Source organism: Maridesulfovibrio sp. (genome assembly GCF_963666665.1).
Classification (GTDB): Bacteria; Desulfobacterota; Desulfovibrionia; order Desulfovibrionales; family Desulfovibrionaceae; genus Maridesulfovibrio.
In genome coordinates this window covers 1,676,904-1,699,600 of record NZ_OY762999.1, presented here as the reverse complement: position 1 = coordinate 1,699,600, position 22,697 = coordinate 1,676,904, and the positions used below count along the sequence as shown (strand labels likewise).

The window sequence follows — 22,697 nt, the reverse complement described above, 5'->3', positions numbered from 1 at the left end:
ATGCTTTTTCAGGGCATTTTGAATCGTCCGCCCTCGTAAATAGTCACTTTTTTGCCATCGGCAAGGTTTGCGGTAACAATTTTTTCTTCAGTGTTCACAAGATCCCAGTGAATGGATGAGGTGTTGAATCCCAGCGAATCCATCATCGTTTTATCGAGAATTTCAGGCGGACCGGCAAATGTTTCGCTTAAGGATTGGCCTAAGGCAATATGGCAGCTGCCATGGTTTCCTCCGAAATTTTCATCGAAGATGGTCTGGGCCATGAAATGGTCAACACGTGAGATGGAAGCGTCTGTTAAAGAAAACTCACCGACCCTGCGTGCTCCGCCATCCGCCCGGAGCTGGTCGAGCATGAATTTCTCTCCGCCCATGGCTTTTACGCGTACTGCAATGCCGTCCATGAATTCAAGCTGCACTCCATAGGTGGCTTTATCCATGTATAATGAAGGGAGGTCTGCATAATAAATTCCGTTTATGGTCCGGCAATCAGGCGAAATGTACACTTCGTATCCGGGAATGTTCTCTCCTGCTGCTCCCTGCCAGCGTCTGTTTTCTCCGGGCGAGAAAAAGAGGTCGCAGAGCTCCGACTGCATGCGGATCGTTTTGATGTCCAGCGAAGTAAGCCACTGGGCTATTCCATTGGTGCGAGCAGAAATTTTTTGCCATTCACGGTCCGGGGCAGGCATGTTCAGGTAGCAGGCCCGCTTTAGCCGGGTAGAGTAATCTTCAAGGGAAAGGCCGGATTTAGCAGCTAATGCTGCAGTAGGGTAGGCGCATTCTGTCCACGCCAGTTTGCCGTGAAGTTTGCGTTTTTCAATTGATTGGCGGAAGGAACGTGAGCCGTTGCGGTTTTCCATGATTGAACGCGGGTCAACCTCTGTCATTGCTTCTACTTCTTCCGGGGCATGGATACGTATAACACCGGCAGCACTGGCATAAAGTTCTTCTTTGCCCGGTGGATGGAAAGTCAGCTGTCCGTAGCTGGAGTTAATATATAGCTCAGCCTTCATGGCCGGAGTTAAGCCAGTTTCCATAACCGGATGCAAATGCTTTTCAATAAGCAATGCAAAAAGTGCTTCGGCTAGAGGTGTTGCAAGGTAGTCATATTTGATAATGATGATATCTTTGTTTTTCAAACCATCTTTTTTCTGACTGTCTATAGCCCAGAGGAGGACTTTGGCATATTGGCGCAGGTCTTCGTAGGAAAATAAATTTAGCATATAAAGTGTGAAGGGTTAGAGGGATAGTTGACTTTGCCATTGTAAATGTTCCGTCCGATCTTATCTACAATTAAAATGATCATAGTTGATTGACATGTGAATATATATACTTATTTGGTGTGAAATTAAATGTGTCGAAAGTTTCATATTAAAATTGTAGGTTTGAGATTGACTTTCAATCATCTGCATGCCTATGAAACTCATTTCTCGCAGCACTCAAGTAGACTGTGTGTTGTTGAAAATGCTATTCATATTCAAGTATAGAGATATATAGTAGAGGGGAGTTATGTCCGTATCACTTAGAACAATGAGAAAAGACCAGAAAGGTGTTGTCGTAGCCGTTAACGCCAGTGGTGAGCTTGGCCGCCGTATTCGCGATATGGGGCTTGTTCCCGGCACTGAATTCATGGTCGTTGGTCGTGCACCTCTCAAAGATCCTGTTGCGTTGCGTATGAAAGGGTTTACTTTGACCCTGCGTAACAACGAAGCTGATTACATTGTGGTCCAGCCGGAGGATTAGTTCATGGGTAAGGAATATTTTGTAGCTGTTTCAGGCCAGCCTAACTGCGGTAAGAGTACCATGTTTAATGCCCTGACCGGGGCGACAGCCCGGGTGGGCAACTATCCCGGGATTACCGTTGACCGTACTGAAGGGCGTTATTGTACTCCTGAATTCTGTGCGAATCTGGTTGATTTGCCAGGGACATACTCACTTACTTCATATTCCATGGAAGAGGTTGTTGCCCGTGATGTAATTGTTGATGAGAAGCCCGATGTGGTCATCAACATGCTCGACGCGACTTCGCTTGAACGTTCACTTTATCTGGCTGTCCAGTTTATGGAAATCGGTGTTCCGGTCGTGCTTGGACTGAACATGATGGACGAGGTTCGCAAGAAAGGTATCCGCATTGATACTGAAAAGCTTTCCGAACTCATGGGTGTTCCCGTAGTTGAGTGTATTGCCCGCAGGGGAGTTGGTAAAGACGAGCTCATGGCGTCCGTCCAGAAGGTCGTTGAAGAAACTCAGGGAAAGTGGAGTCCGGTAAATATTTCATATGGTCACGACCTTGATCCGGTTATTGAAGAAATGACCGCTTTGATCAAGGAAAATGAGTTCATGACAGACCGCTATGATTCGCATTGGCTGGCGGTTAAGTATCTGGAAGAAGATGAAATTGTAATGAAGAACGGTCGTAAGGCCGGACCAATTGCCGAGCAGTTGGAAGAAAAGGTTAATACTGTCTCCGAGCATATCCAAAAGACTTTGAATACCTATCCTGAGGCGGTTCTTGCCGACTATCGTTACGGTTTTATTAACTCCATTCTCAAGCAGGGCGTTATCAGCCGTGAGGATGATCTTCGCTTTGATTTTTCAGACAAGATCGACCTTGTGCTGACCCATAAATTTCTCGGTCCGGTGATCATGCTTTTGATCATGTACGGCATGTTTTACATTACCTTTAATGTCGGGGCGGTTCCGCAGGGCTGGGTTGAAGAAGCATTTGCATGGTTTTCCAATACCGTTGGTTCCTTGTTGCCGGATGGACTGCTCAAATCCATGATCACCTCCGGTGTCATTGACGGCGTTGGCGCGGTCATGGGGTTTACCCCGCTGATTCTGATCATGTTTGCCATGCTCGTTTTTCTGGAAGACCTTGGCTATATGGCTCGTGTTTCCTACATGGTTGACCGTGTGTTTCGTTCTTTCGGGCTGCACGGTATGTCGATCATGCCTTTCATTATGTCCGGCGGTCTTCCGGGCGGCTGTGCTGTTCCCGGGGTCATGACCTGCCGAACCCTGCGCAGCCCCAAAGAGCGTATCGCTACCATCCTGACCGCTCCGTTCATGATCTGTGGTGCGAAGACAACCGCATATCTCATGCTTGTCCGTGCATTTTATCCGGACAATGCTACTACGGTTATGTTCTGTCTGGTGTTGGTCTCTTGGCTGCTGGCTCTTTGTTTCGGGCGTTTGCTGCGTTGGACCGCGCTCAGGGGTGAGTCCACTCCATTTGTAATGGAATTGCCGCCGTACCGTATTCCTACTCTGCACGGCATTGCCATTCACACTTGGGATCGCGTCTGGGAATACGTGAAGAAAGCGGGTACCGTAATTCTCGCAATTTCCGTTCTCATGTGGGCCTTGATGACTTTTCCGCAGCTTCCTGCTGAACGTGTTGCAGCCTTCGAAGCTCAGCGTGTTCAGGTTGCAGAGCAGAGTGCTGCATGGTCCGGTACTGCTGAAGAAAAAGAAGCCAAAGTTGCTCAGACCCTTGCTAAAATAAGCTACAACGAAGGCGAGGCCGCACTTAAGCATTCCTATGCCGGACGCCTGAGTGAGGCCATTTCTCCGGTAACAGACGTAGCCGGATTTCCGTGGCAGGCCAACATTGCATTCATTGGCGCATTTGCAGCCAAGGAAGTCTTTGTTTCCACCATGTCCACAGCCTATTCTCTCGGAGAGGAAGACCCTGAAGAGGCTCTTTCCCTTACTGAGAAGATTGCAGCAGATAAGGCTTGGACAACTCCTGTTATCTGGTCAGTCTTCATTTTCCTGATGGTTTATGTGCCGTGCATGGTAACTGTTGCGGTTATCGCCCGTGAGACCAACTGGAAATGGGCGACATTCTCAGTCTTCGGTTCGCTCGCTTTCGGTTACACGCTGTCCGTGATTATTTATCAGGTTGGGAATTTATTGATTTAATGATTGCCTCCGGGCGTTACCCAAAAATTAAGGCCGCAGTATCCTATAAGATATTGCGGCCTTTTTGTGTGCTATGAATAGCAAAAGGCGGAATGCTCGGGTGGTATCGAACATTCCGCCTTTTTACTTGGGGTGTGAGTGGTATAATGAGGCGACTAAAATATCTTAAAGAGGTTCGTAGTAGCAGCGTTTGGGGCTGTGAACTTTTCCTGCATCCTTGAGTGCTTTGATAGCTTTGGAAACATCTTTTGATTCTTCACCGATGGCTTTTGCTACATCGCCGGGACGAACAGGCTTCCCTGCTTCTTTCATTGCTTCGAGAACTTTATCTTGCATTTGGGGCTCCTTAAGTACTGTTGATAACTATTACTAAATATTTTGAGATTTGCTGTCAACTTAAAAAAGAAGCCCGTATGAAAAGTTTCATGCGGGCTTTATAAATGAAACTAGATTTTGAGCAAACGTGGCGAAGCCATAATAAAAGTTTTTGGGATTCTTAAACCCTTTTTACAAAAAGGTTTAAGGCCTCCGGCAGGGCCGCCGGAGGCTATAATCTTACTCAGTCTTAAATTCCAAGCCATCATTACCGGCATCAATATTAATAGTCTGCTCTTCGCGAAGCTCTCCGCCAATGATCTTCTTAGCTAGCGGAGTCTCAACATGGGATTGCAGGTATCTGCGCAGCGGTCTTGCCCCGTAGATAGGATCATAGGACGCATGGGCGATGAATGCCTTGGCCTTGTCTGTGACTTCCATGAACATTTTCTGTTCTTCAAGACGAGTACGCAGGCCTGCAAGCTGCAGATCAACGATCTTGACGAGGTCTTTTTCAAGTAACGGCTTGAAGAGAACCGTTTCGTCGACGCGGTTCAGGAATTCAGGCCTGAAATGTCCGCGCAGAACGTTCATTACGCCGTCCTGAACACCACTCTTGAATTCTCCATTTGCTTCGATTCCTTCGAGCATGAGCTGGGAACCGAGGTTGGAGGTCATGATGATGATGGTGTTCTTGCAATCCACGGTGCGGCCCTGTGAATCAGTGATCCGGCCATCATCAAGGATTTGCAGCAACACGTTGAACACATCGCTGTGCGCTTTCTCAATTTCATCAAAGAGAACTACTGAGTAAGGCTTGCGGCGGATGGCTTCGGTAAGCTGCCCGCCTTCATCGTAGCCTATGTAGCCCGGAGGAGCTCCGATGAGTCGTGCCACCGCATGCTTTTCCATGTACTCGGACATGTCCATGCGTATGATGTTTTCTTCGCTGTCAAAGAGCGCTTCAGCAAGGGCTTTGCAAAGCTCGGTCTTACCTACACCGGTGGGGCCGAGGAAGATGAATGAACCGATGGGTCTCGAAGGATCTTTCAATCCGGCACGGGCGCGCAGGACCGCTTCGGAAACCGCACGGACCGCATCATCCTGACCGATTACCCGGTCATGCAGGATTTCTTCAAGACGGAGCAGCTTTTCACGCTCTCCTTCCACAAGGCGGCTGACCGGAATTCCGGTCCAGCGGGAAATGATCCCTGCAATGTCATCGGGGCCGACAAATTCCTTGAGCAGACGTTTACTGTCGGCTGTGACTTTGTCATCTTCGCCTTCGATGTCGTTAGAGATCGCTGCCAGCTGATTTTCCAGACCGGGCAGCACTGAGTAAGTCAACTCAGATGCACGGGCAAGGTCACCTTTACGCTGGGCTTCTTCGATATCTATTCTGGCCTTCTCAATCTGTGCCTTGAGGTCGCGTACAGTATCGATTGAACCTTTTTCTTTTTCCCACTGTTCGACAAGCTCAGACTGCTTGATCTTCATCTCGGTGAGGCTGTCTTCCAGCTTGGAAAGACGCTCGCGTGACGCAGCATCATCTTCTTTGCGCAGAGCCTCACGCTCGATTTCAGCCTGCATGATCTGACGGTTGATCTTATCCAGCTCGTAGGGTTGGGAGTCGATTTCGGTCCTGATCATGGCAGCAGCTTCATCGATTAAGTCGATGGCCTTATCGGGCAGCTGGCGGTCAGTGATGTAACGGGCTGAGAGGCTCGCCGCTTCCACCAAGGCACTGTCGCTGATGCGGACACCGTGGTGCACTTCAAAACGTTCCTTCAAACCGCGCAGTATCGAGATGGTGTCCTCAATGGTCGGTTCTTCAACCATAATGGTCTGGAAACGGCGCTCAAGAGCCGGGTCCTTCTCAATGTATTTGCGGTACTCGTCAGTGGTGGTTGCGCCGATGCAGTGCAATTCACCACGGGCCAGCATGGGTTTGAGCAGGTTTCCGGCATCCATTGCGCCGTCGGTTTTACCTGCGCCGACAATGGTGTGAATCTCATCAATAAAGATGATGATCCGGCCTTCGGATTCCTGAACTTCCTTGAGCACGGCCTTGAGGCGTTCCTCAAACTCACCGCGATATTTTGCTCCGGCAATGAGCGCGCCCATATCGAGCATGAACACGGTCTTGTCTTTCAAACCTTCGGGCACATCCTGTTTAACGATACGCTGGGCCAGACCTTCGATGATGGCGGTTTTACCGACCCCGGCCTCACCGATGAGGATGGGGTTGTTTTTGGTGCGTCGTGAAAGGATACGGATAACGCGCCGGATTTCGGAGTCGCGGCCGATGACAGGATCGAGCTTGCCTTTGCGGGCTTCTTCCACCAGATCGCGTCCGTATTTCTTGAGCGCATCGTAGGTGGCTTCCGGGTTGTCGGTGGTCACCCGCTGGTTGCCGCGGATTGAGGTCATTGCTTCCAGCACCTTGTCTTTAGTCAGGCCGAAGGTCTTGTTGACCTTGCCCGCTCCGGTGGAGCCGTGTTCGTCCATTATGGCGAGGAAAAGGTGTTCCACACTGATGAATTCGTCCTGCATGCGCTGGGCGATTTCTTCAGAGGCCACAATAATCCTGTTCAGCCGCTGGGTAACAAAAACCTGACCGGGCTGTGCGCCGGGACCGCTGACCCTAGGCAGTTTGCGGATTTCATCCTCGACAGCCTTTTTGTAGTCTGCGGGATTAATAGACGATTTTTCGAGAATTTTGGAAACAATGCCTTTTTCCTGTTCCACAAGGGCGAGGAGAAGGTGTTCCACTTCTATCTGCTGCTGACCGTTTTTAACAGCCAGAGATTGTGCCGCAGCAATGGCGTCGTTGGTTTTCTGTGTGAATTTGTTCGGATCCATATATAGTCTCCTTTTGCTTTATCTTAGCTGACTTGCATTCAAGATTCACAACTCATTTCAGGTATTCTGCCTGAAATCCGGACGCACTTCTACTATTCTTAAAGGGGAGGGCGTGTCCTCCCCCTGAGTTCATACTGCGTTTTAGGCAGGAGTTTGAATCCTGTATATGGTTCGCAAGTCATTGCGTTTTAAATTAATTTTTTCATTTCTTCGATTTGCGACTCAAGTTTTTCGACCCGTTCAAGCAGATCAACGATAATTGATCCGCCAGTAGGTGTTACATCAAGGTCCTTGCAGAGCCTTGAAAGCTTGGTCATGCGATAGAGATCTCGTGTTTCAAAGAGATAATGTCCGTCCCCGGTAGTTCCGGGCCGCACCCATTCCATACTGATCAGTTCCAGTACAACTGCTTCTTTCAGTCCGGTCATTTCCATGACCTGAGTGATGACCAGCCGTTTGGAGCTGGAGGGAGGCTGCGCTTCGGTCCTTGCTTTAATGTTCATTGCGGGCCTCCTTTAGAATGAGCGGGGTGAGAAGTTGGACTTTGCAGCCAGTTCTTCCCATAGTTTTTTCATTTCATCAGTTTCAGCTTTGGGTACCTGAATCATGATGCGCACAAACTGGTCGCCTTTATTGGCTCCAGTTCCGAGGCCGCGTCCTTTAATGCGGAGCTTTTTACCGCTTCCAAGCCCTGCGGGAATGTTCATTTCAACCATACCGTCAAGGGTCGGCAGCTTGAATTTTCCGCCAAGAGCAGCTTCCCAAGGGGCAAGGTTCAGGTCGAGGATGACGTTGCTTTCTTCAACCTTGAAATCTTTGTGCGCAGCAAGCTTGATCTTCAGGTACAGGTCTCCGCGCGGACCGTCATTCGGGCCAGGTGATCCCTGACCGGAAAGGCGGATTTTCTGACCTTCCTTGATTCCTGCGGGAATTTTAACATCCAGAGTCTTGGACTGCACCATAGGGTGTCCGCCCGGACCTGTTGCCCTTTCCTGTACTGTCACGGATTTAGGTCCGCCTTTGTACGCTTCCTCAAGGGTCAGCAGCAGGGTGGTTTCGGAATTCTCGCCCTTGCGAGGGCGTTGTTGGAATCCCTGACCGCCGAATCCGCCACCACCAAAATTGGCACCGCCGAATCCGCCGCCACCGCCGCCGCCGAAAATGGTTTCAAAAAAGTCACTGAAATCACCACCGCCAGCGCCGCCGAATCCTCCGAATCCGCCACCGCCGAAGTTCATGTTCTCGTAGCCCGGAGGCGGACGGAAATTCTGCCCGTGCTCCCAGTCCGCGCCGAACTGGTCGTACATTTTCCGCTTTTCGGGGTCCTTAAGAACTTCGTAAGCTTCGTTGATTTCCTTAAACTTCGTTTCAGCTTCCACATTGTCCGGGTTCAAGTCCGGGTGGTATTGCCGTGCCAGCTTTTTGAAAGCCTTGGCAATCTCATCCTTGCTTGCGGACCGGGAAACTCCCAGAAGTTTGTAGTAGTCCTTATATTTCACGCTCATCTTGTAATTACTCCTTGAGTGATTGGGCGATCAATTTCTCATCGCCACTCTATCAGAATAAAACAGAGTTTGGGCAAGTCAAGCGTAATAATTGAAATTTGGGTTTGAGGGGGAACTTGGTTGCAGGTATGAGTATAAGTATATATGGGTACGTATAATTGTTGAAGTGAATTATATAAAGCATTGGAAGTGAGCTAATGACAAAATTTGAGAAAATGATGACCGTAATCTCTTTGGTGATAACTAGTATTTCGATTGTGATTTCTTTTCCGAGTTCTATTTTAAATACAGTGCATTTTCAGGCCCATATTGCTGATTTTGAATTTGAGTTTAGATTTTTAATTTTATTTATTCTTGAAGTGGTATTAGGTTATGGGTTTGCTGCGATAATTAGCCTCTGCTTGAAAAAAAATGAAAAGTTGTCAGTTTATTTTGCTTGTGCACTATTTATGATGGCAATTAATGCTTGGGTGACATTTTTTAATGTAGAATTTTTTATTGTTTCACATTTGACGGGTGTAATAGCTTTTGGAACTAGGCTGTTAGTTGGATGGGTCTTTAGCGTCATCGGGATAGTCCTTTTGTGTTGTGCCGTGGGAGAAGATATTAAGAATGAAGTTGCACGGGCTCAATTTATTTCATATTCACTCTTTTTTGTTCTTTTTTGTTTCAAATAATTTTTTTGAAGCGTTCAATATTTAAAAATCATCCGGCAACTCATAATCCTTCTTCTCCGGTACATAACAATAAACACAACGATCCTTCTTCACGAAAAATCGTATCAATATCATTCCGGCGATAAACCCGCCGATATGGGCGGCCCATGCGACCTTTTGTGCTCCTTCGGCAAAATGCTCGGATACACCGGAAAATACCTGAATCAGGAACCAGAGACCTAAGAATAGGGACGCAGGAATTTTAAAGAAAAACGGGATGATGATTACAGGGAATAGGGTCAGAACCTGCCCGTGCGGGTAGAGCATCATGTATGCCCCCATGATTCCGGCGACTGCGCCGGATGCACCGATTACAGGCGCACTGGCTGACGGGTTGATGATCATCTGTACTGCGATGGCAATGATTCCGCAGGCCAGATAGAAGACGACAAACCGTCCGTGCCCCATGGCATCTTCGATGTTGTCGGCGAATATCCAGAGCATCCATAAATTTAAAATGATATGCAGCCAGCCGCTGTGCAGGAACATGTAGGTGAAGAGCGGCAGTATTCCGGAATCGGGATATCCGGCGGCTATTGCCCATTCAGGATCGAAAAATCTTGCCGGGACCACGCCCATAAGGTGAAACAGTGCCAAACGTCCCTGCGGTGTCAGCATTTGTTCAAAGGCAAATACCGCGATGTTGACGATCATGATTCCGCGCAGCACGTAAGGTGTGATCAGGCAGGGGACGTTGTCGCGGATTGGGATCATGGTATTTGTTTCTTTTCGAGTATTTGTATTTGTGATTTAAGATCAGTTATTTCTTTGTCCAATATTTTATATTGATGAGTTTTGTTTCCAATGGAAAAGTCAATGTCTTCAATTTCTCCCGGATGGCGGCCTTCGTAAATCATGTCTTCGCGTTTATCGCTTAGTTCTACGATTTGATTGTATGTGTATGACTTTTCATTAGTCCTGTTGTTCAAATCAGCCCTCATCGCTTCAAGTTGTAAAGTGATTCGCAGCGATTCTTGTGTTTGAGGAGGTGGGATTGGTTAATATGGTCAGGGGATGATTTGTCGGTAAATAAATTAGCTAGCCGTTTGAAATCGTTGTTTTCCTTAGTGCCGCTCATATATCAACTCCCGATCATCCTTAATATTCTCACGCACAAATCCATGCAGCAACTTATCCTGCACGATATCAACATTGCGTCCCAATGCTTCTTCCAGTTCACCGTAAATTGTATAGGCCCGGAAACCTTTGGGGCGGGTGGCGTCGTCATAAACAACGAGCAGATCGACGTCACTGCCGGGACGGTCGTCTCCTCTGGCTAGTGAACCGAAAAGCTCTGCGCGCAGCACATAAGGGTGCTGTTTCAGAATTTGACGAATAGTATTTATTACTTCCTGCTTACTCATAATGAACTCTTTATCTTTTCTAATAAGTTATCGCATTAGAGCATTAACAGCAATCGCTATGCAAATGAAATCTATCCCACAAAAAACGACCCCCGCAGCAAAAGCCGCGGGGGCGTGACGAGATTGAGTTGGTAGGTAAACTAGGGGTACTCACTCCCTAAACACAACCTGATGCCGAAAGCGGGGTTGGACCTTGCGTAGAATTCTTTTATGTATAATGGACTTGCATCCTAACAATTAAATTGTGTTCATTCTTCCGACTACGGCCCTGACCACACGCCTCAGGTCTCACTTATAAAATAACACATGGTGCAGGTAAGTCAATGCTCACAGGTACGAAAACCTAGCTTTCATCGGGGGTGAACAGCTTTTTCAGGTTATTCTCGAATGATGTTTCCTTGTTCTTGCGCAGGCCTGACAGAACTTCGAGAACCCGGTCTGTTTCCGAATCAAGTTCAGTCAGTCCCGCTTCATTTTCAATAATGGCGGTGCAACAATCCATTTTGGATTTTTCATCCCATTGCCATGAATCGAAAACCGCAAGCATTTCAGGATCAATTCCGCGTTTCTCTCGCAGTTCACCGGTCCGTTTTGCTTCAGGAGTGCGTACTCCGATTACAGCATCAACCAATTTCTTGGTATGCCAGCCGCTTTCCAGCAGCAGGGGAACCTCAGCTACAGCCAGCGGTTCGTTGGTATTGGCTTTGAAAAATTCACTGACATCGTGCTGCACAATGGGGTGAATGATATTCATGACTTCCCGGCGCAGATCTTCGTTTTCGCACATGGCGGTGAATAGGGAGGCTTTATCGATGTCGCCTGTTTCGTTGTCGATGAAACGATTACCGAACCTCTGGCGCAACAATTCCCATCCGGCTCCGTCTTTTTCATAGGTGCGTGCGACGGAATTATCCGCGCTGAAGGTGGGGATGTTTCTGTCCGCAAGGATTTTGAGAACTGCGGATTTCCCGCCGCAGGGCATGCCGATCAATCCGACTCTCTGTACGGATTTATCAAGTGCCTTGAGCATGGTGATGAAATCTTCGGGCGGAGCTTGGGTTAAGCTTAGCTCTTCACCTGATTCAGGGTGCGTAAATGATATGGAGTAGGCATGCAGCATCTGACGTCGGGCAAGCTTTGCTAGCTGTGGAAGATCCTGCTCCCAAAGGGCGTGCGGCATGGAACCGTACACCTGATCTCCAACCAGCGGATGTCCGATATGGGCCATATGGACCCTGATTTGGTGGGTGCGCCCGGTATAAATTTTCACTTTAACAAGGCTGGCTCGTCCGGCAGGATCGGACCATAGCACTTCATATTCGGAACGGGCATCGCGGCCGCCTTTGAGTATAACCGCCATCTTGGTTTTATGTACCGGATGCCTGCCCATGGGGGCGTCAATTTCACCGAACCCTCGTTCAGGTACGCCATGCACGATTGCAAGGTAAGCCTTGTTGACCTCACGATCAGCAAAGGCGGCGGACATGGCAAGACGGTCATGTTCGTTCAAGGCTACGGTAATTAAACCGGATGTGAATTTATCCAGACGGTGCACAATTCCGGGCCGCCATTCGTCCATTTCGCGGATTTCCGGGAAGTGGTGGATCATGCGGTGAACAAGTGTTCCGGTGGGGCAGCTGGGTGCTGGGTGGGTGGTCAGTCCTGCGGGTTTGTTGATGACCGCAATCCTTCCATCATTATAGATGATCTCCAGCGGCAGGTCTTCAGGGACCAGCGAGGTCAGATCGGCTTCACCTTTCATGGTAAGCTCTTCATTTCCCATTAATTTCTGGTTCGGCTTCGTGCAGACTTTGCCGTTGATTTCAGCAAATCCGGCCTTGATCCAGTCTTTTACCTTGCCGCGCGAAATTCCTTCTTCTTCCAGAGCGGTCCCCCAGAATTTATCCAGACGGGTATTTCGGTCAGAAAATTCTGCAGTTTTTGTCCAGAGGAGCTCGGTCTCATTTTCTTGAAAATCTTCGTTATTGCACATGTAATTTATTCCATATTGGGTTATATTCGTATTCAGTAATGGGATGCTTATTAGTAAATTCCAGTTATGCCAAGTAGATATGACTTAATTATAGAATAATTTAAAATCTGCTTGACTGTCAAAGCCCTGTCTTATAAAAACACGAAGTTTTGACTTTTCGGATTTTATAACAAATAACATGGGATCAAGGAGGCACCGTGGCGGTACATGTGGTAGACCATCCTTTGGTAAGACACAAGCTCGGCATTCTCCGTGAAGACGGCATCAGCACCAGCCGTTTTCGCGCACTGGCTCAGGAAATTTCAAGATTGCTTACTTATGAAGCAACCAAAGACCTCGCAACCGAAGCTAAAACCATTAAAGGTTGGGCCGGAGATGTTGAGGTTGAGGAAATCAAAGGTAAAAAAATCACCGTAGTTCCTATTCTCAGGGCCGGCCTCGGTATGATGGACGGCGTTCTGGATATGGTTCCCGGAGCCCGTGTAAGTGTTGTCGGCTTTTACCGTGACGAAGAGACTTTGCAGCCTGTCGAATATTACGTCAAGCTTGCAAGTAACATTGATGAGCGTATTGCTCTTATTCTTGACCCCATGCTCGCTACCGGCGGAACCCTGATGGCAACAATCGATCTTCTCAAGAAGTCCGGTTGTACCAGTATTAAAGGTCTGTTCCTTGTAGCTGCTCCTGAAGGGATTGAGAAGATTGTTAAAGCTCATCCGGACGTGGATATTTACACGGCGTCCATCGATGAAAAACTCAACGATGCAGGATACATTCTTCCCGGTCTCGGAGACGCGGGCGATAAGATATTCGGCACTAAGTAAATGTTTTTAAAGGCACCAAATACGGTGCCTTTTTTTTGGAATAATATTACGGAGATTACTAATGAGCACATCCAGTACTGAATATAATTTCAGGGCAAAAGACTTTGTCCTTGGCGCACAGATGCTTTTCGTCGCATTCGGTGCACTCGTTCTTGTTCCCCTGCTGACCGGTCTTGATCCCAACGTGGCTCTTTTTACTGCCGGCGCAGGTACTCTGGTATTTCAGGTTATTACGAAGGGTAAGATTCCTGTATTTCTGGCATCCTCATTTGCCTTCATCGCGCCTATCATCTACGGCGTACAGACTTGGGGTATACCTTCCACTCTCTGTGGCCTTGCCGCCGCTGGACTTTTCTATGTGGTACTTAGTTTTCTCATCCGCTGGCGCGGTACAGATATCCTGAAACGTGTTCTGCCTCCGGTTGTAACCGGTCCGGTAATTATGGTTATCGGCCTGATTCTCGCTCCGGTAGCTGTTTTCATGGCAGTTGGTAAAACCGGTGACGGTTCTGTCGTGCTGGTTCCCGAAAAGACCGCACTGATCGTATCCATGGTTTCGCTTGCTGTTACCGTTGCTGTTTCCCTGCTCGGCAAAGGCTGGCTCAAGCTGATCCCCATCCTTTGCGGTATCGCAGCAGGGTACGCAGTTTCCCTTTTTCTCGGGCTGGTTAATTTTGAAGCTGTTGCAGCTGCTCCCTGGTTTGCAATGCCTAATTTTACCTTCCCTGAATGGAACCTTGAAGCCGTACTCTTCATCGTTCCGGTTGCAATTGCTCCGGCCATTGAGCACTTCGGTGATGTTCTCGCCATCAGTTCCGTAGCTAACAAGGATTACGTTAAAGATCCCGGTATCCAGAACACCATGCTCGGTGACGGTCTGGCTACATCCCTTGCAGCTTTTCTCGGCGGACCTCCGAACACCACTTACTCTGAGGTTACCGGCGCAGTTGCCCTGATCAAGGTTTTCAACCCAGCAATCATGACTTGGGCTTCAATTGTAGCCATTGCACTTGCTTTCTGCGGCAAGGTCGGTGCTTTCCTGGCAACTATTCCTGTTCCGGTAATGGGCGGTATCATGGTCCTGCTCTTCGGTGCGATTATGGTTGTAGGTATGAACACTCTCGTTCGTGCCGGTGAAGATCTCATGGAAGCACGCAACCTCGCCATTGTGGCCCTGATTGTAATCTTCGGTGTGGGCGGCATGTCTCTGCCGACTCCTTTCAGCGATGAGTTCAGACTCGGTGGAATCGGTCTTGCCGGTATCCTCGGTGTCTTTTTGAATCTTGTCCTTCCGCAGCCGAAGAAAGAAGCATAGCAATAAGCCGGAGTAGTCCGGCATTGTATAGGTTTGACTTGTGAGAGACTTGTCCGGAGACCCATCGGGGGTGTCCGGACATTTCTCATTTTTTACTTGCTGGGATAAGAGCTGCTCTGTAGTTTGTAACCGGAACGAAATTTCGCAGTTGATATACTGTTACAAAGAATAAGTAATTTGTGGAGAATGGAATGGATACAGGGTTTAAATATCCTGAACTGAAAGATCTGGCAGCCGGACGGAAGGTCGCCATGGCGGTCAGCGGCGGTGCGGACAGTCTACTATCTATGGTTCTGCTCAAGGAGAGCGGGGCGGATGTTGTGGCGGTCCACGGTTGTTTTCTGGGCAAGGAAAAAGCTGAAGTAGCCGTTGCCGGATTGGAGAAGAGATGTGCAGAGCTGGATGTGCCGCTGCATGTCTTTGATCTAACTGCTGAGTTTGACCGTTTGGTTGTCGAGCCGTTTGTTCAGGAATACCTGCGGGGAAATACTCCCAATCCATGCGCTCTCTGTAACCCTGAGATCAAGTTCGGCGTACTTTATAAGGCTGCGCAGGAACTTGGTTGCGATATGCTCGGAACAGGACATTACGTGCGTATTGCCGAAGACGCCTGTTATGGCCGTGTTCTGGCTCGTGGTGCTGATGTGGGCAAAGATCAGAGCTACTTTCTTTCCCTTGTACCGCGTGATTCAGTTTTGAATGCTGTTTTCCCCCTCGGAGGGCACAGCAAGGATCAAACTTATGCCGAACTGGATAAGCGCGGCGTGGAAATTCCTCTGCCTTCGGAAAGTCAGGAGATTTGTTTTGTTCCTGATGATGATTACCGCCAGTTTTTGATTGATCGTAAGGTAAAGCTTTCCGGGCCGGGAATAGCGGTCCTTTCCGACGGAACTAAAGTAGGTAAGCACAAAGGACTCTGGCGCTATACCCAAGGGCAGCGACGAGGGTTAGGTATTTCATGGAAGGCTCCGCTTTATGTCCTCGATAAGGATATGGAGCGTAATCTGCTTATCGTTGGAACTTGTGATGAGCTTGAAGCTGAGGGCTGCGTTGCCGATGGTTTTAATTTTCTGATCGATTTTGAGCGCTGGTCGGAAACTGTCTACATCCAGACCCGCTACCGCCAGCGATCCAAGCCCGCAAGGGCCATGCAAGTTGGCAGCAGTATAAAATTTGATTTCATTGAGCCGCATTCCCGGCCAACGCCGGGACAGATTGTGGCAGTATATACAGAAGATGGCGCTGTGCTCGGAGGTGGTATAATCCGGGAATAGCCCCGGGAGATACGTGCCGTGTTTATCGAGACGCAAAGACTTATCTTAAGGCCCCTTAAGCAGAATGATGTCGGTTTTCTTTCCGGCATGATGAAAAATCCTGATGTCTACCGCTACATTCTTAAACAGGAACCGTGGTCTGACGGCAAGATAAACTCTCTGTTGCAGAAACAGGAAGAGTTGTTTGCCCGGCAGGGTTATTGCTTATTTGGAGTGGAAATGAAGGGCGGTGGAGCATTAGCAGGTTATTGCGGGGTGCAGCCGCTGGAAGATTTCACCGAATCCCTGATCGGACAGGTCGGCATCAGCTGGGTATTTCAAAAGGATTACTGGGGAGCTGGATTTGCTACGGAATCTGCTTCCGCCTTTTTGGATTATGCATACCTCAAAACAGAGCTTCAGGGAATAAAGGCCCTCATTCATCCGGCTAATCGCGGTTCCATGCGTGTTGCTTCCAAGTTGGGATTTGAGTTTGATGACCTAGTCTTTCGTAACGGCAGGTTGCGGATAATGTATTCACTTTTGAAAGAAAAGTACTCTAACGAATCCTTCGTTCTTCGTGGAAACTGCGTGGGTTGCCTGCAGCCCGGACTGGTCTAATTGGTTTGGTTGAGTGTTCAGTAACTGAGCTGCTTGTTTAGGGTGTGCGGGGGCTGAGCTTATTTTCAGGTCTGATACCGATATATAAATAATTTACAATTATCGGGTTGACCTTTGTTTGGCAGGGGAGTATTAACTGATTTCAGAAAGCGGTTACAGGCATGTTGCCAACCGAACATTATGACCCTCACGGGTTAGGTGAAGTTAAAAATCTAATACGATTATACTGGAATTTATTTTTAAATCAGTTTAAGTATTTCTCATGGCAAAGGAAAAAAGAATACCGAAGCACAAGGGCGTATACATTCTGCCCAACCTCCTCACCGTGGCGAGCCTGTTTTGCGGGTTCCTCGCGATGAACTGGGTTGTGGAAGGTGCATACGAGATGAGTGCTGTAGCCATTCTGGTGAGTTGTCTCTTTGACGGTCTCGACGGAAAAGTTGCTCGGTTGACCGGAACCAGCAGTGAGTTCGGCGTACAGCTCGATTCTCTCGCTGATGCGGTCGCTTTCGGTGTTACTCCTGCGTTCATGGTCTATCACTGGCAACTTTACCAGTTCGGAAGACTGGGTATGCTGGCAGCCTTTTTGTTGATGGCTTGCGGTGTGCTCAGGCTCGCCCGTTTCAATGTTCAGGCAGCGACAACTTCCAAGGCTCACTTCATCGGTCTGCCCATCCCTGCGGCAGGTTGTACCTTGTCGACTCTGATCCTGTTCACCCCTTATATCCCTGAAAGTCTCGCACAGAGTGTACTGCCTATGTTCACTCTGGTGCTTGTATATTGCCTCGCATTTCTGATGGTGAGTACCGTGCGCTATAATTCTTTTAAAGAATTTGGTGTATTCAAAGCTCATCCCTTCAGCTCCATGGTTACCGTTATTGCGCTCTTTACCATGGTCGCATCTCAGCCCAAATTTTTGGGTTTCGTGATCTTTGCCGGATACATTATTTCCGGTCCGATCTACACTATTTTTATTCTATCCCGCAGAAGCAATAAGCTACTAGGAAAGTCCTCCAAAGAATTGTCATAAGCTTTTTTCTAGGTAGTTCTATAACTACATCCAGAACAAGCTTATACGGTACCAGAATTCTTTAGGGGACGGTAAATTACTAAGTAGTTTAACCTGTTTCACTGTTTTATTCCCAATTTTTATTATAAACTGCAAATATTCTGTACTTGCAGCCTCTTTCTGGAGATAGATAAATGTCTGATAAAGTATACATTTTCGATACTACATTGCGTGATGGCGAGCAGTCCCCCGGTGCAACCATGAACATGGGCGAGAAAATCACCATGGCCCGGCAACTGGAAAAACTCGGTGTAGACATCATTGAAGCCGGTTTTCCTGCAGCAAGTCAGGGGGACTTTGAAGCCGTTACCGCGATCGCCAAATCCGTAGGTGATATTCAGGTTGCAGGTCTCTGCCGAGCACTGAAAGCCGACATTGACCGTGCTTTTGAAGCAGTCAAACATGCTAAGAACCCCAGAATTCATACCTTTGTTGCTACTTCCGACATCCACATGAAACACAAGTTCAACAAGGAGCCGGATGAGATTCTGGAAATGGCCCGCAAGGCTGTGCGTCACGCTGTATCCCTGACTCCCAATGTTGAATTTTCCGCAGAAGATGCATCCAGATCCCGTTGGGATTTTCTCGCACAGGTCGTTGAGGTCGCTATTGCAGAGGGTGCAACCACCATCAACATTCCCGATACAGTAGGTTATGCCCAGCCGGATGAATTCGGTAAATTGATCGAGTACCTGATCAAAGAAGTGCCGAATAGCGACAAGGCTATCTTTAGTGTTCATTGTCACAACGATCTCGGTCTGGCCTGCGCTAACACCTTGGCTGCCATCAAAGCCGGTGCCCGTCAGGCAGAGGTGACTCTCTCCGGTATCGGTGAGCGTGCCGGTAATGCTGCCTTGGAAGAAGTGATCATGGCCCTGCACACCCGCAAGGACTACTATGATGTAGAAACTTCTATCATCACCGAGCAGTTGTTCCCTTCCTGCCGCAGGCTGGCAACCACCATTGGTCAGCCCATCTCTCCGTATAAGGCTATTGTGGGTGCCAACGCATTCGCTCACGAGTCCGGAATTCATCAGGACGGCATGCTCAAAAACCGTCAGACCTACGAAATCATGACTCCTGAATCCATCGGTAAAAAGGGCACTTCCATTGTTATCGGCAAACATTCAGGCCGTAACGCTTTGGGTACTAAGCTCAACGAAATGGGTTACCAGCTGGATGATGAGCAGATTGGCCGCGTATTTGCTGCTGTTAAGGCTCTGGCTGATAAGAAAGAAGAAATTTTTGATGAGGACGTTGAAGCTCTCGTTCTTGAAGAGGCCTATCGTATTCATGACTTGTACCGGGTAAAGGAACTCTCTGTCTTCTCAGGTACTGCAGGAGTTTCCCCGCACGCTGCAATCGTGCTGGAAGATTTCAGTAAGGATAAGGAAAATCCTGTGGTCATTCAGGAAGTCGGCTTCGGTGACGGTCCTATCAACGCGGTGTTCTCAACCATTAACAAGATGGTGAACAGGTCACCTAAACTGGAACTTTATTCCGTAAACGCTGTTACCGGCGGTACTGATGCGCAGGGTGCGGTTACGGTCCATATTACTGACAACGGTTTTAAATCAATTGGGCGCGGTTCTGATGAAGATATCATCGTCGCCAGTGCCAAGGCTTACGTCAACGCAATTAACAGGGCTGAACGCATGAAACAGGAGAAAAATAATGCCTAAAACTTTAGCTGAGAAAATTTTACAGGCTCATACCGACGAAACAGTGAAAGAGCCGGGCCAGATTGTCCGCTGCAATGTTTCCATGGTGCTGGCCAACGACATTACCGCCCCTCTCGCCATTAAATCTTTCCGGGCTATGGGTGCGGATCAGGTCTTTGACAAGGATAAAGTTGCTCTTGTCTGTGACCACTTCACCCCCAACAAGGACATTGACTCTGCTGAGCAGGTAAAAGTTGTCCGCGAGTTCGCCCATGAGAAAAACATTACTCATTACTATGAGGGCGGCGAAGTTGGTGTTGAACACGCACTGCTGCCCGAACTGGGCCTCGTCGGTCCTTCCGATATCGTAATCGGTGCCGACTCACACACCTGCACTTACGGCGGCCTCGGTGCATTTGCTACCGGAATGGGCTCCACCGACATCGCAGGCGGTATGGCTCTGGGTGAAACATGGTTCAAAGTTCCCCCGACCATTAAAGTTGAGATCGAAGGTACTCCCGGCAAGTACATGGGCGCGAAGGATTACATCCTTAACCTCATCGGCACCATCGGCGTATCCGGTGCGTTGTACAAGGCTCTCGAATTCAGCGGTTCCGTTGTAGACAATCTCTCCATCGAAGGACGCATGACCATTGCCAACATGGCAATTGAAGCAGGCGGTAAGGTCGGTTTGTTCCCGGTTGACGCAAAGACTCTCGCATACTGCAAGGCTGCAGGCCGTACCGGTGATGTGGAAATGCGTGCAGACGAAGGTGCTAACTATGAACGCGTGGTCAAGATTGATGTAACCGGCATGAAGCCTCAGATTGCCTGTCCGCATCTGCCCGACAACGTCAAGCCTGTTGACGAAGTTAAGGACATGAGAATTCATCAGGCGGTCATCGGTTCCTGCACAAACGGTCGCATCGAAGACCTGCGTGAAGCAGCAGCTGTACTTAAAGGCCGCAAGGCTGATAAAAATGTGCGCCTGATCGTGCTGCCCGCTACCCCGAATATCTGGAAACAGGCCCTGCGCGAAGGTTTGATTGAAACCTTTATGGAATCCGGCGCAATCGTCGGTCCCGCAACCTGCGGTCCCTGTCTCGGCGGTCATATGGGTATTCTCGCCGGCGGTGAAAGAGCAATTGCCACCACCAACCGTAACTTCAAGGGCCGCATGGGCAGTCTTGAGAGTGAAGTTTTCCTTTCCAGCCCCGCAGTAGCCGCAGCGTCTGCAATTACCGGTATCATCACTGACCCCGAAGCCTTATAAGAATAGGAGAGTTTAAATATGTCTATCAAAGGAACAGCACATAGAGTCGGGGCACATATCGATACTGATGCTATCATCCCGGCCCGTTTTCTGGTTACCACCGATCCTGATGAACTCGGTGCCAACTGCATGGAAGGCCTCGAAGCAGGCTGGATCAAGCGTGTTAAAAAGAACGATATCATGGTTGCTGATGAGAACTTCGGTTGCGGTTCTTCCCGTGAACACGCTCCCATCTCCCTTCTCGGTGCCGGTATTCCGGTTGTAGTAGCCAAAAGCTTTGCCCGTATTTTCTATCGCAACGGTTTCAACATGGGGCTCATCCTCCTCGAAGTTGGTGATGATTTTGAAAAGCTCGGCGATGGCGATCAGCTTGAAGTTGATGCTGAAAAGGGCGAAATTAAGAATGTAACCACTGGCGAAACCATCACCTGTGCTCCGGTTCCCCCGTTTATGAAGGGCATCCTCGACTGCGGTGGACTGGTAGAATACGTTAAAGATCGTCTCTCTAAGTAAATTGGTATGAAGCACTTTTTTGTGGCAATTGTATTTGTTTTTTGCTCCGTCATATCGGCATCTGCTGCCGATATGTTCGGCTGCATTATAAACGAAGCTCCTGTTGCCGCTAAAGGCACCATTCAATCTGCGCAGACGACGATTAATTTTAATGTCCACCGTTGTTATGTCTGGTGTATCACGTTACCGGAAGGAGAGTATTCGGTAATTTCGGATAATTTCTCCTTCCACAAACATTTTAGTGTTTCATCCGGAAAAACGGTCGGCCGTGTTGGTAAGCAAAATTTACATTGGGTTGTAAAAATTAAAAAACAGGATTTGAAATAATGAAAATATGCGTAATGCCCGGTGACGGTATCGGGCCGGAAATAATGGAACAGGGCGTTAAGGTCCTGAACGTAATCGGCGAAAAATTCGGTCATAAGTTTGAAACCACCGAAGCTCTGATTGGTGGTGCTGCCATCGATGCAACCGGCGGTCCGCTGCCCGAAGAGACAGTTAAGGCTTGTAAAGAGTCCGACGCTGTACTTCTCGGCGCAGTAGGCGGTCCGAAATGGGACACTATTGATCCTGCAATCCGTCCTGAAAAAGGTCTGCTCGGTATCCGCAAGGAGCTCTCCCTGTTCGCCAACCTGCGTCCTGCTGCTTTGTTTCCGCAGCTCAAAGACGCCTGTTTCCTGCGTCCCGACATTGTTGAAAAGGGCATCGACATCATGGTTGTGCGCGAACTGACCGGAGGTATTTATTTCGGTGAACCTCGCGGCACCAAGGTCGAGGACGGTGAACGCATGGGCTACAACACCATGGTTTACTATGAGCACGAAGTAAAACGTATTGCCAAGGTTGCTTTCGAAGCTGCACAGAAGCGCAATAAGAAGCTTTGCTCCGTAGACAAAGCAAACGTTCTGGATGTTTCCCGTGTATGGCGTGAAATCGTCATCGAAGTTTCCAAAGATTACCCCGATGTTGAGCTGACCCACATGTATGTGGATAACGCTGCAATGCAGTTGGTGCGTGATCCTTCCCAGTTTGATGTTATCGTGACCGGCAACCTGTTTGGCGATATCCTTTCCGACGAAGCTTCCGTTATCACCGGTTCCATCGGCATGCTGCCTTCTGCTTCTCTCGGTGCATCCAACCCCGGCCTGTACGAGCCTATCCATGGTTCTGCACCGGATATCGCAGGCGAGAATAAAGCCAACCCTCTGGCTACCATCCTCTCCATCGCTATGATGCTGCGCTATTCCTTCAACATGGCTGAAGAAGCTGATTGCATCGAAGCCGCAGTTGAAAAGACTCTTTCCGAAGGACTGCGTACTGGTGATATCATGGATGTGGGCGGTAAGCTCGTAGGCTGCACCGAAATGGGTGAAGCCGTTATTAAGAATTTGTAAGATTGCCTCCGGCGTCTGGGGAAGAGGAAACTCTTGCAAGAGTTTCCCCTTCCCCTTCAGAATCTTTTAATTTGCTTCGCATATATTTTTTTAGG

General features: G+C 48.7%; 21 protein-coding genes. 13 read left to right on the top strand and 8 right to left on the bottom strand.

Annotation, left to right across the window (positions count from 1 at the left end; genetic code table 11):
- Positions 1 to 8 precede the first annotated feature (8 nt).
- The gene (locus ACKU40_RS07785) at positions 9 to 1,220 is read right to left on the bottom strand and encodes an aminopeptidase (RefSeq protein WP_320175948.1); all 1,212 of its coding nucleotides are present in this window, start codon (positions 1,218 to 1,220) and stop codon (positions 9 to 11) included.
- Positions 1,221 to 1,506: 286 nt separating this feature from the next.
- Here ACKU40_RS07785 and ACKU40_RS07780 point away from each other — a divergent pair, with 286 nt between their 5' ends.
- On the top strand, positions 1,507 to 1,740 hold the full coding sequence (locus ACKU40_RS07780) for a FeoA family protein (protein ID WP_320175947.1): 234 nt from the start codon (positions 1,507 to 1,509) through the stop codon (positions 1,738 to 1,740).
- Positions 1,741 to 1,743: 3 nt separating this feature from the next.
- Positions 1,744 to 3,924 carry a ferrous iron transport protein B gene (gene feoB, locus ACKU40_RS07775; protein WP_320175946.1) on the top strand — a complete coding sequence of 727 codons (2,181 nt, stop codon included), beginning with the start codon at positions 1,744 to 1,746 and terminating at the stop codon, positions 3,922 to 3,924.
- 165 nt (positions 3,925 to 4,089) lie between these two features.
- Here the strand turns inward: feoB and ACKU40_RS07770 are convergent, their stop codons facing one another.
- The 4 genes from ACKU40_RS07770 to ACKU40_RS07755 all read right to left on the bottom strand — a co-directional run bounded on the left by ACKU40_RS07770 (position 4,090) and on the right by ACKU40_RS07755 (position 8,606).
- On the bottom strand, positions 4,090 to 4,260 hold the full coding sequence (locus ACKU40_RS07770; protein ID WP_320175945.1) for a transcriptional regulator: 171 nt from the start codon (positions 4,258 to 4,260) through the stop codon (positions 4,090 to 4,092).
- 219 nt (positions 4,261 to 4,479) lie between these two features.
- Positions 4,480 to 7,101, bottom strand: a complete 2,622-nt coding sequence (gene clpB / locus ACKU40_RS07765; protein WP_320175944.1) for an ATP-dependent chaperone ClpB — start codon at positions 7,099 to 7,101, stop codon at positions 4,480 to 4,482.
- Positions 7,102 to 7,289: 188 nt separating this feature from the next.
- On the bottom strand, positions 7,290 to 7,604 hold the full coding sequence (locus ACKU40_RS07760) for a chaperone modulator CbpM (RefSeq protein WP_320175943.1): 315 nt from the start codon (positions 7,602 to 7,604) through the stop codon (positions 7,290 to 7,292).
- A gap of 12 nt (positions 7,605 to 7,616) precedes the next feature.
- Positions 7,617 to 8,606: a DnaJ C-terminal domain-containing protein gene (locus tag ACKU40_RS07755; RefSeq protein WP_320175942.1), complete on the bottom strand. Its 990-nt coding sequence runs from the start codon at positions 8,604 to 8,606 to the stop codon at positions 7,617 to 7,619.
- A gap of 197 nt (positions 8,607 to 8,803) precedes the next feature.
- On the opposite strand from ACKU40_RS07755, the gene ACKU40_RS07750 reads away from it, so the two are divergent.
- Positions 8,804 to 9,283 carry a hypothetical protein gene (locus ACKU40_RS07750; protein ID WP_320175941.1) on the top strand — a complete coding sequence of 160 codons (480 nt, stop codon included), beginning with the start codon at positions 8,804 to 8,806 and terminating at the stop codon, positions 9,281 to 9,283.
- A gap of 21 nt (positions 9,284 to 9,304) precedes the next feature.
- Here ACKU40_RS07750 and ACKU40_RS07745 read toward each other — a convergent pair whose 3' ends face one another.
- From ACKU40_RS07745 to coaE, 3 genes are all read right to left on the bottom strand, one after another.
- Positions 9,305 to 10,036: a rhomboid family intramembrane serine protease gene (locus ACKU40_RS07745; RefSeq protein WP_320175940.1), complete on the bottom strand. Its 732-nt coding sequence runs from the start codon at positions 10,034 to 10,036 to the stop codon at positions 9,305 to 9,307.
- A gap of 350 nt (positions 10,037 to 10,386) precedes the next feature.
- Positions 10,387 to 10,686, bottom strand: a complete 300-nt coding sequence (locus tag ACKU40_RS07740; RefSeq protein WP_320175939.1) for a nucleotidyltransferase domain-containing protein — start codon at positions 10,684 to 10,686, stop codon at positions 10,387 to 10,389.
- 343 nt (positions 10,687 to 11,029) lie between these two features.
- The gene (coaE, locus tag ACKU40_RS07735; RefSeq protein ID WP_320175938.1) at positions 11,030 to 12,679 is read right to left on the bottom strand and encodes a dephospho-CoA kinase; all 1,650 of its coding nucleotides are present in this window, start codon (positions 12,677 to 12,679) and stop codon (positions 11,030 to 11,032) included.
- Positions 12,680 to 12,876: 197 nt separating this feature from the next.
- Between coaE and upp the strand changes: the two genes are divergently transcribed.
- The 10 genes from upp (at position 12,877) to leuB (ending at position 22,602) form a co-directional block, all read left to right on the top strand.
- Positions 12,877 to 13,503: a uracil phosphoribosyltransferase gene (gene upp / locus ACKU40_RS07730; RefSeq protein ID WP_320175937.1), complete on the top strand. Its 627-nt coding sequence runs from the start codon at positions 12,877 to 12,879 to the stop codon at positions 13,501 to 13,503.
- 61 nt (positions 13,504 to 13,564) lie between these two features.
- Positions 13,565 to 14,818, top strand: a complete 1,254-nt coding sequence (locus ACKU40_RS07725; protein WP_320175936.1) for a uracil-xanthine permease family protein — start codon at positions 13,565 to 13,567, stop codon at positions 14,816 to 14,818.
- Positions 14,819 to 15,009: 191 nt separating this feature from the next.
- Complete coding sequence (gene mnmA / locus ACKU40_RS07720) at positions 15,010 to 16,092, top strand: tRNA 2-thiouridine(34) synthase MnmA (RefSeq protein ID WP_320175935.1); 1,083 nt, start codon at positions 15,010 to 15,012, stop codon at positions 16,090 to 16,092.
- 18 nt (positions 16,093 to 16,110) lie between these two features.
- Entirely contained in the window at positions 16,111 to 16,692 is a 582-nt protein-coding gene (locus ACKU40_RS07715) for a GNAT family N-acetyltransferase (protein ID WP_320175934.1), read from the top strand.
- Positions 16,693 to 16,954: 262 nt separating this feature from the next.
- A complete protein-coding gene (gene pssA, locus ACKU40_RS07710) occupies positions 16,955 to 17,722 on the top strand; it encodes a CDP-diacylglycerol--serine O-phosphatidyltransferase (RefSeq protein WP_320175933.1) in 768 nt (255 codons plus the stop codon).
- A 173-nt stretch (positions 17,723 to 17,895) separates the two neighbouring features.
- Positions 17,896 to 19,443: a 2-isopropylmalate synthase gene (locus ACKU40_RS07705; RefSeq protein ID WP_320175932.1), complete on the top strand. Its 1,548-nt coding sequence runs from the start codon at positions 17,896 to 17,898 to the stop codon at positions 19,441 to 19,443.
- Positions 19,436 to 20,695, top strand: a complete 1,260-nt coding sequence (leuC, locus tag ACKU40_RS07700; RefSeq protein ID WP_320175931.1) for a 3-isopropylmalate dehydratase large subunit — start codon at positions 19,436 to 19,438, stop codon at positions 20,693 to 20,695. The genes ACKU40_RS07705 and leuC overlap by 8 nt, the downstream gene beginning before the upstream one ends.
- An 18-nt stretch (positions 20,696 to 20,713) precedes the next feature.
- The gene (gene leuD / locus ACKU40_RS07695; protein ID WP_320175930.1) at positions 20,714 to 21,208 is read left to right on the top strand and encodes a 3-isopropylmalate dehydratase small subunit; all 495 of its coding nucleotides are present in this window, start codon (positions 20,714 to 20,716) and stop codon (positions 21,206 to 21,208) included.
- Positions 21,209 to 21,229: 21 nt separating this feature from the next.
- Positions 21,230 to 21,535 carry a hypothetical protein gene (locus tag ACKU40_RS07690; protein ID WP_320175929.1) on the top strand — a complete coding sequence of 102 codons (306 nt, stop codon included), beginning with the start codon at positions 21,230 to 21,232 and terminating at the stop codon, positions 21,533 to 21,535.
- Positions 21,535 to 22,602: a 3-isopropylmalate dehydrogenase gene (gene leuB / locus ACKU40_RS07685; protein ID WP_320175928.1), complete on the top strand. Its 1,068-nt coding sequence runs from the start codon at positions 21,535 to 21,537 to the stop codon at positions 22,600 to 22,602. The genes ACKU40_RS07690 and leuB overlap by 1 nt, the downstream gene beginning before the upstream one ends.
- The last annotated feature ends 95 nt before the right edge of the window (positions 22,603 to 22,697 follow it).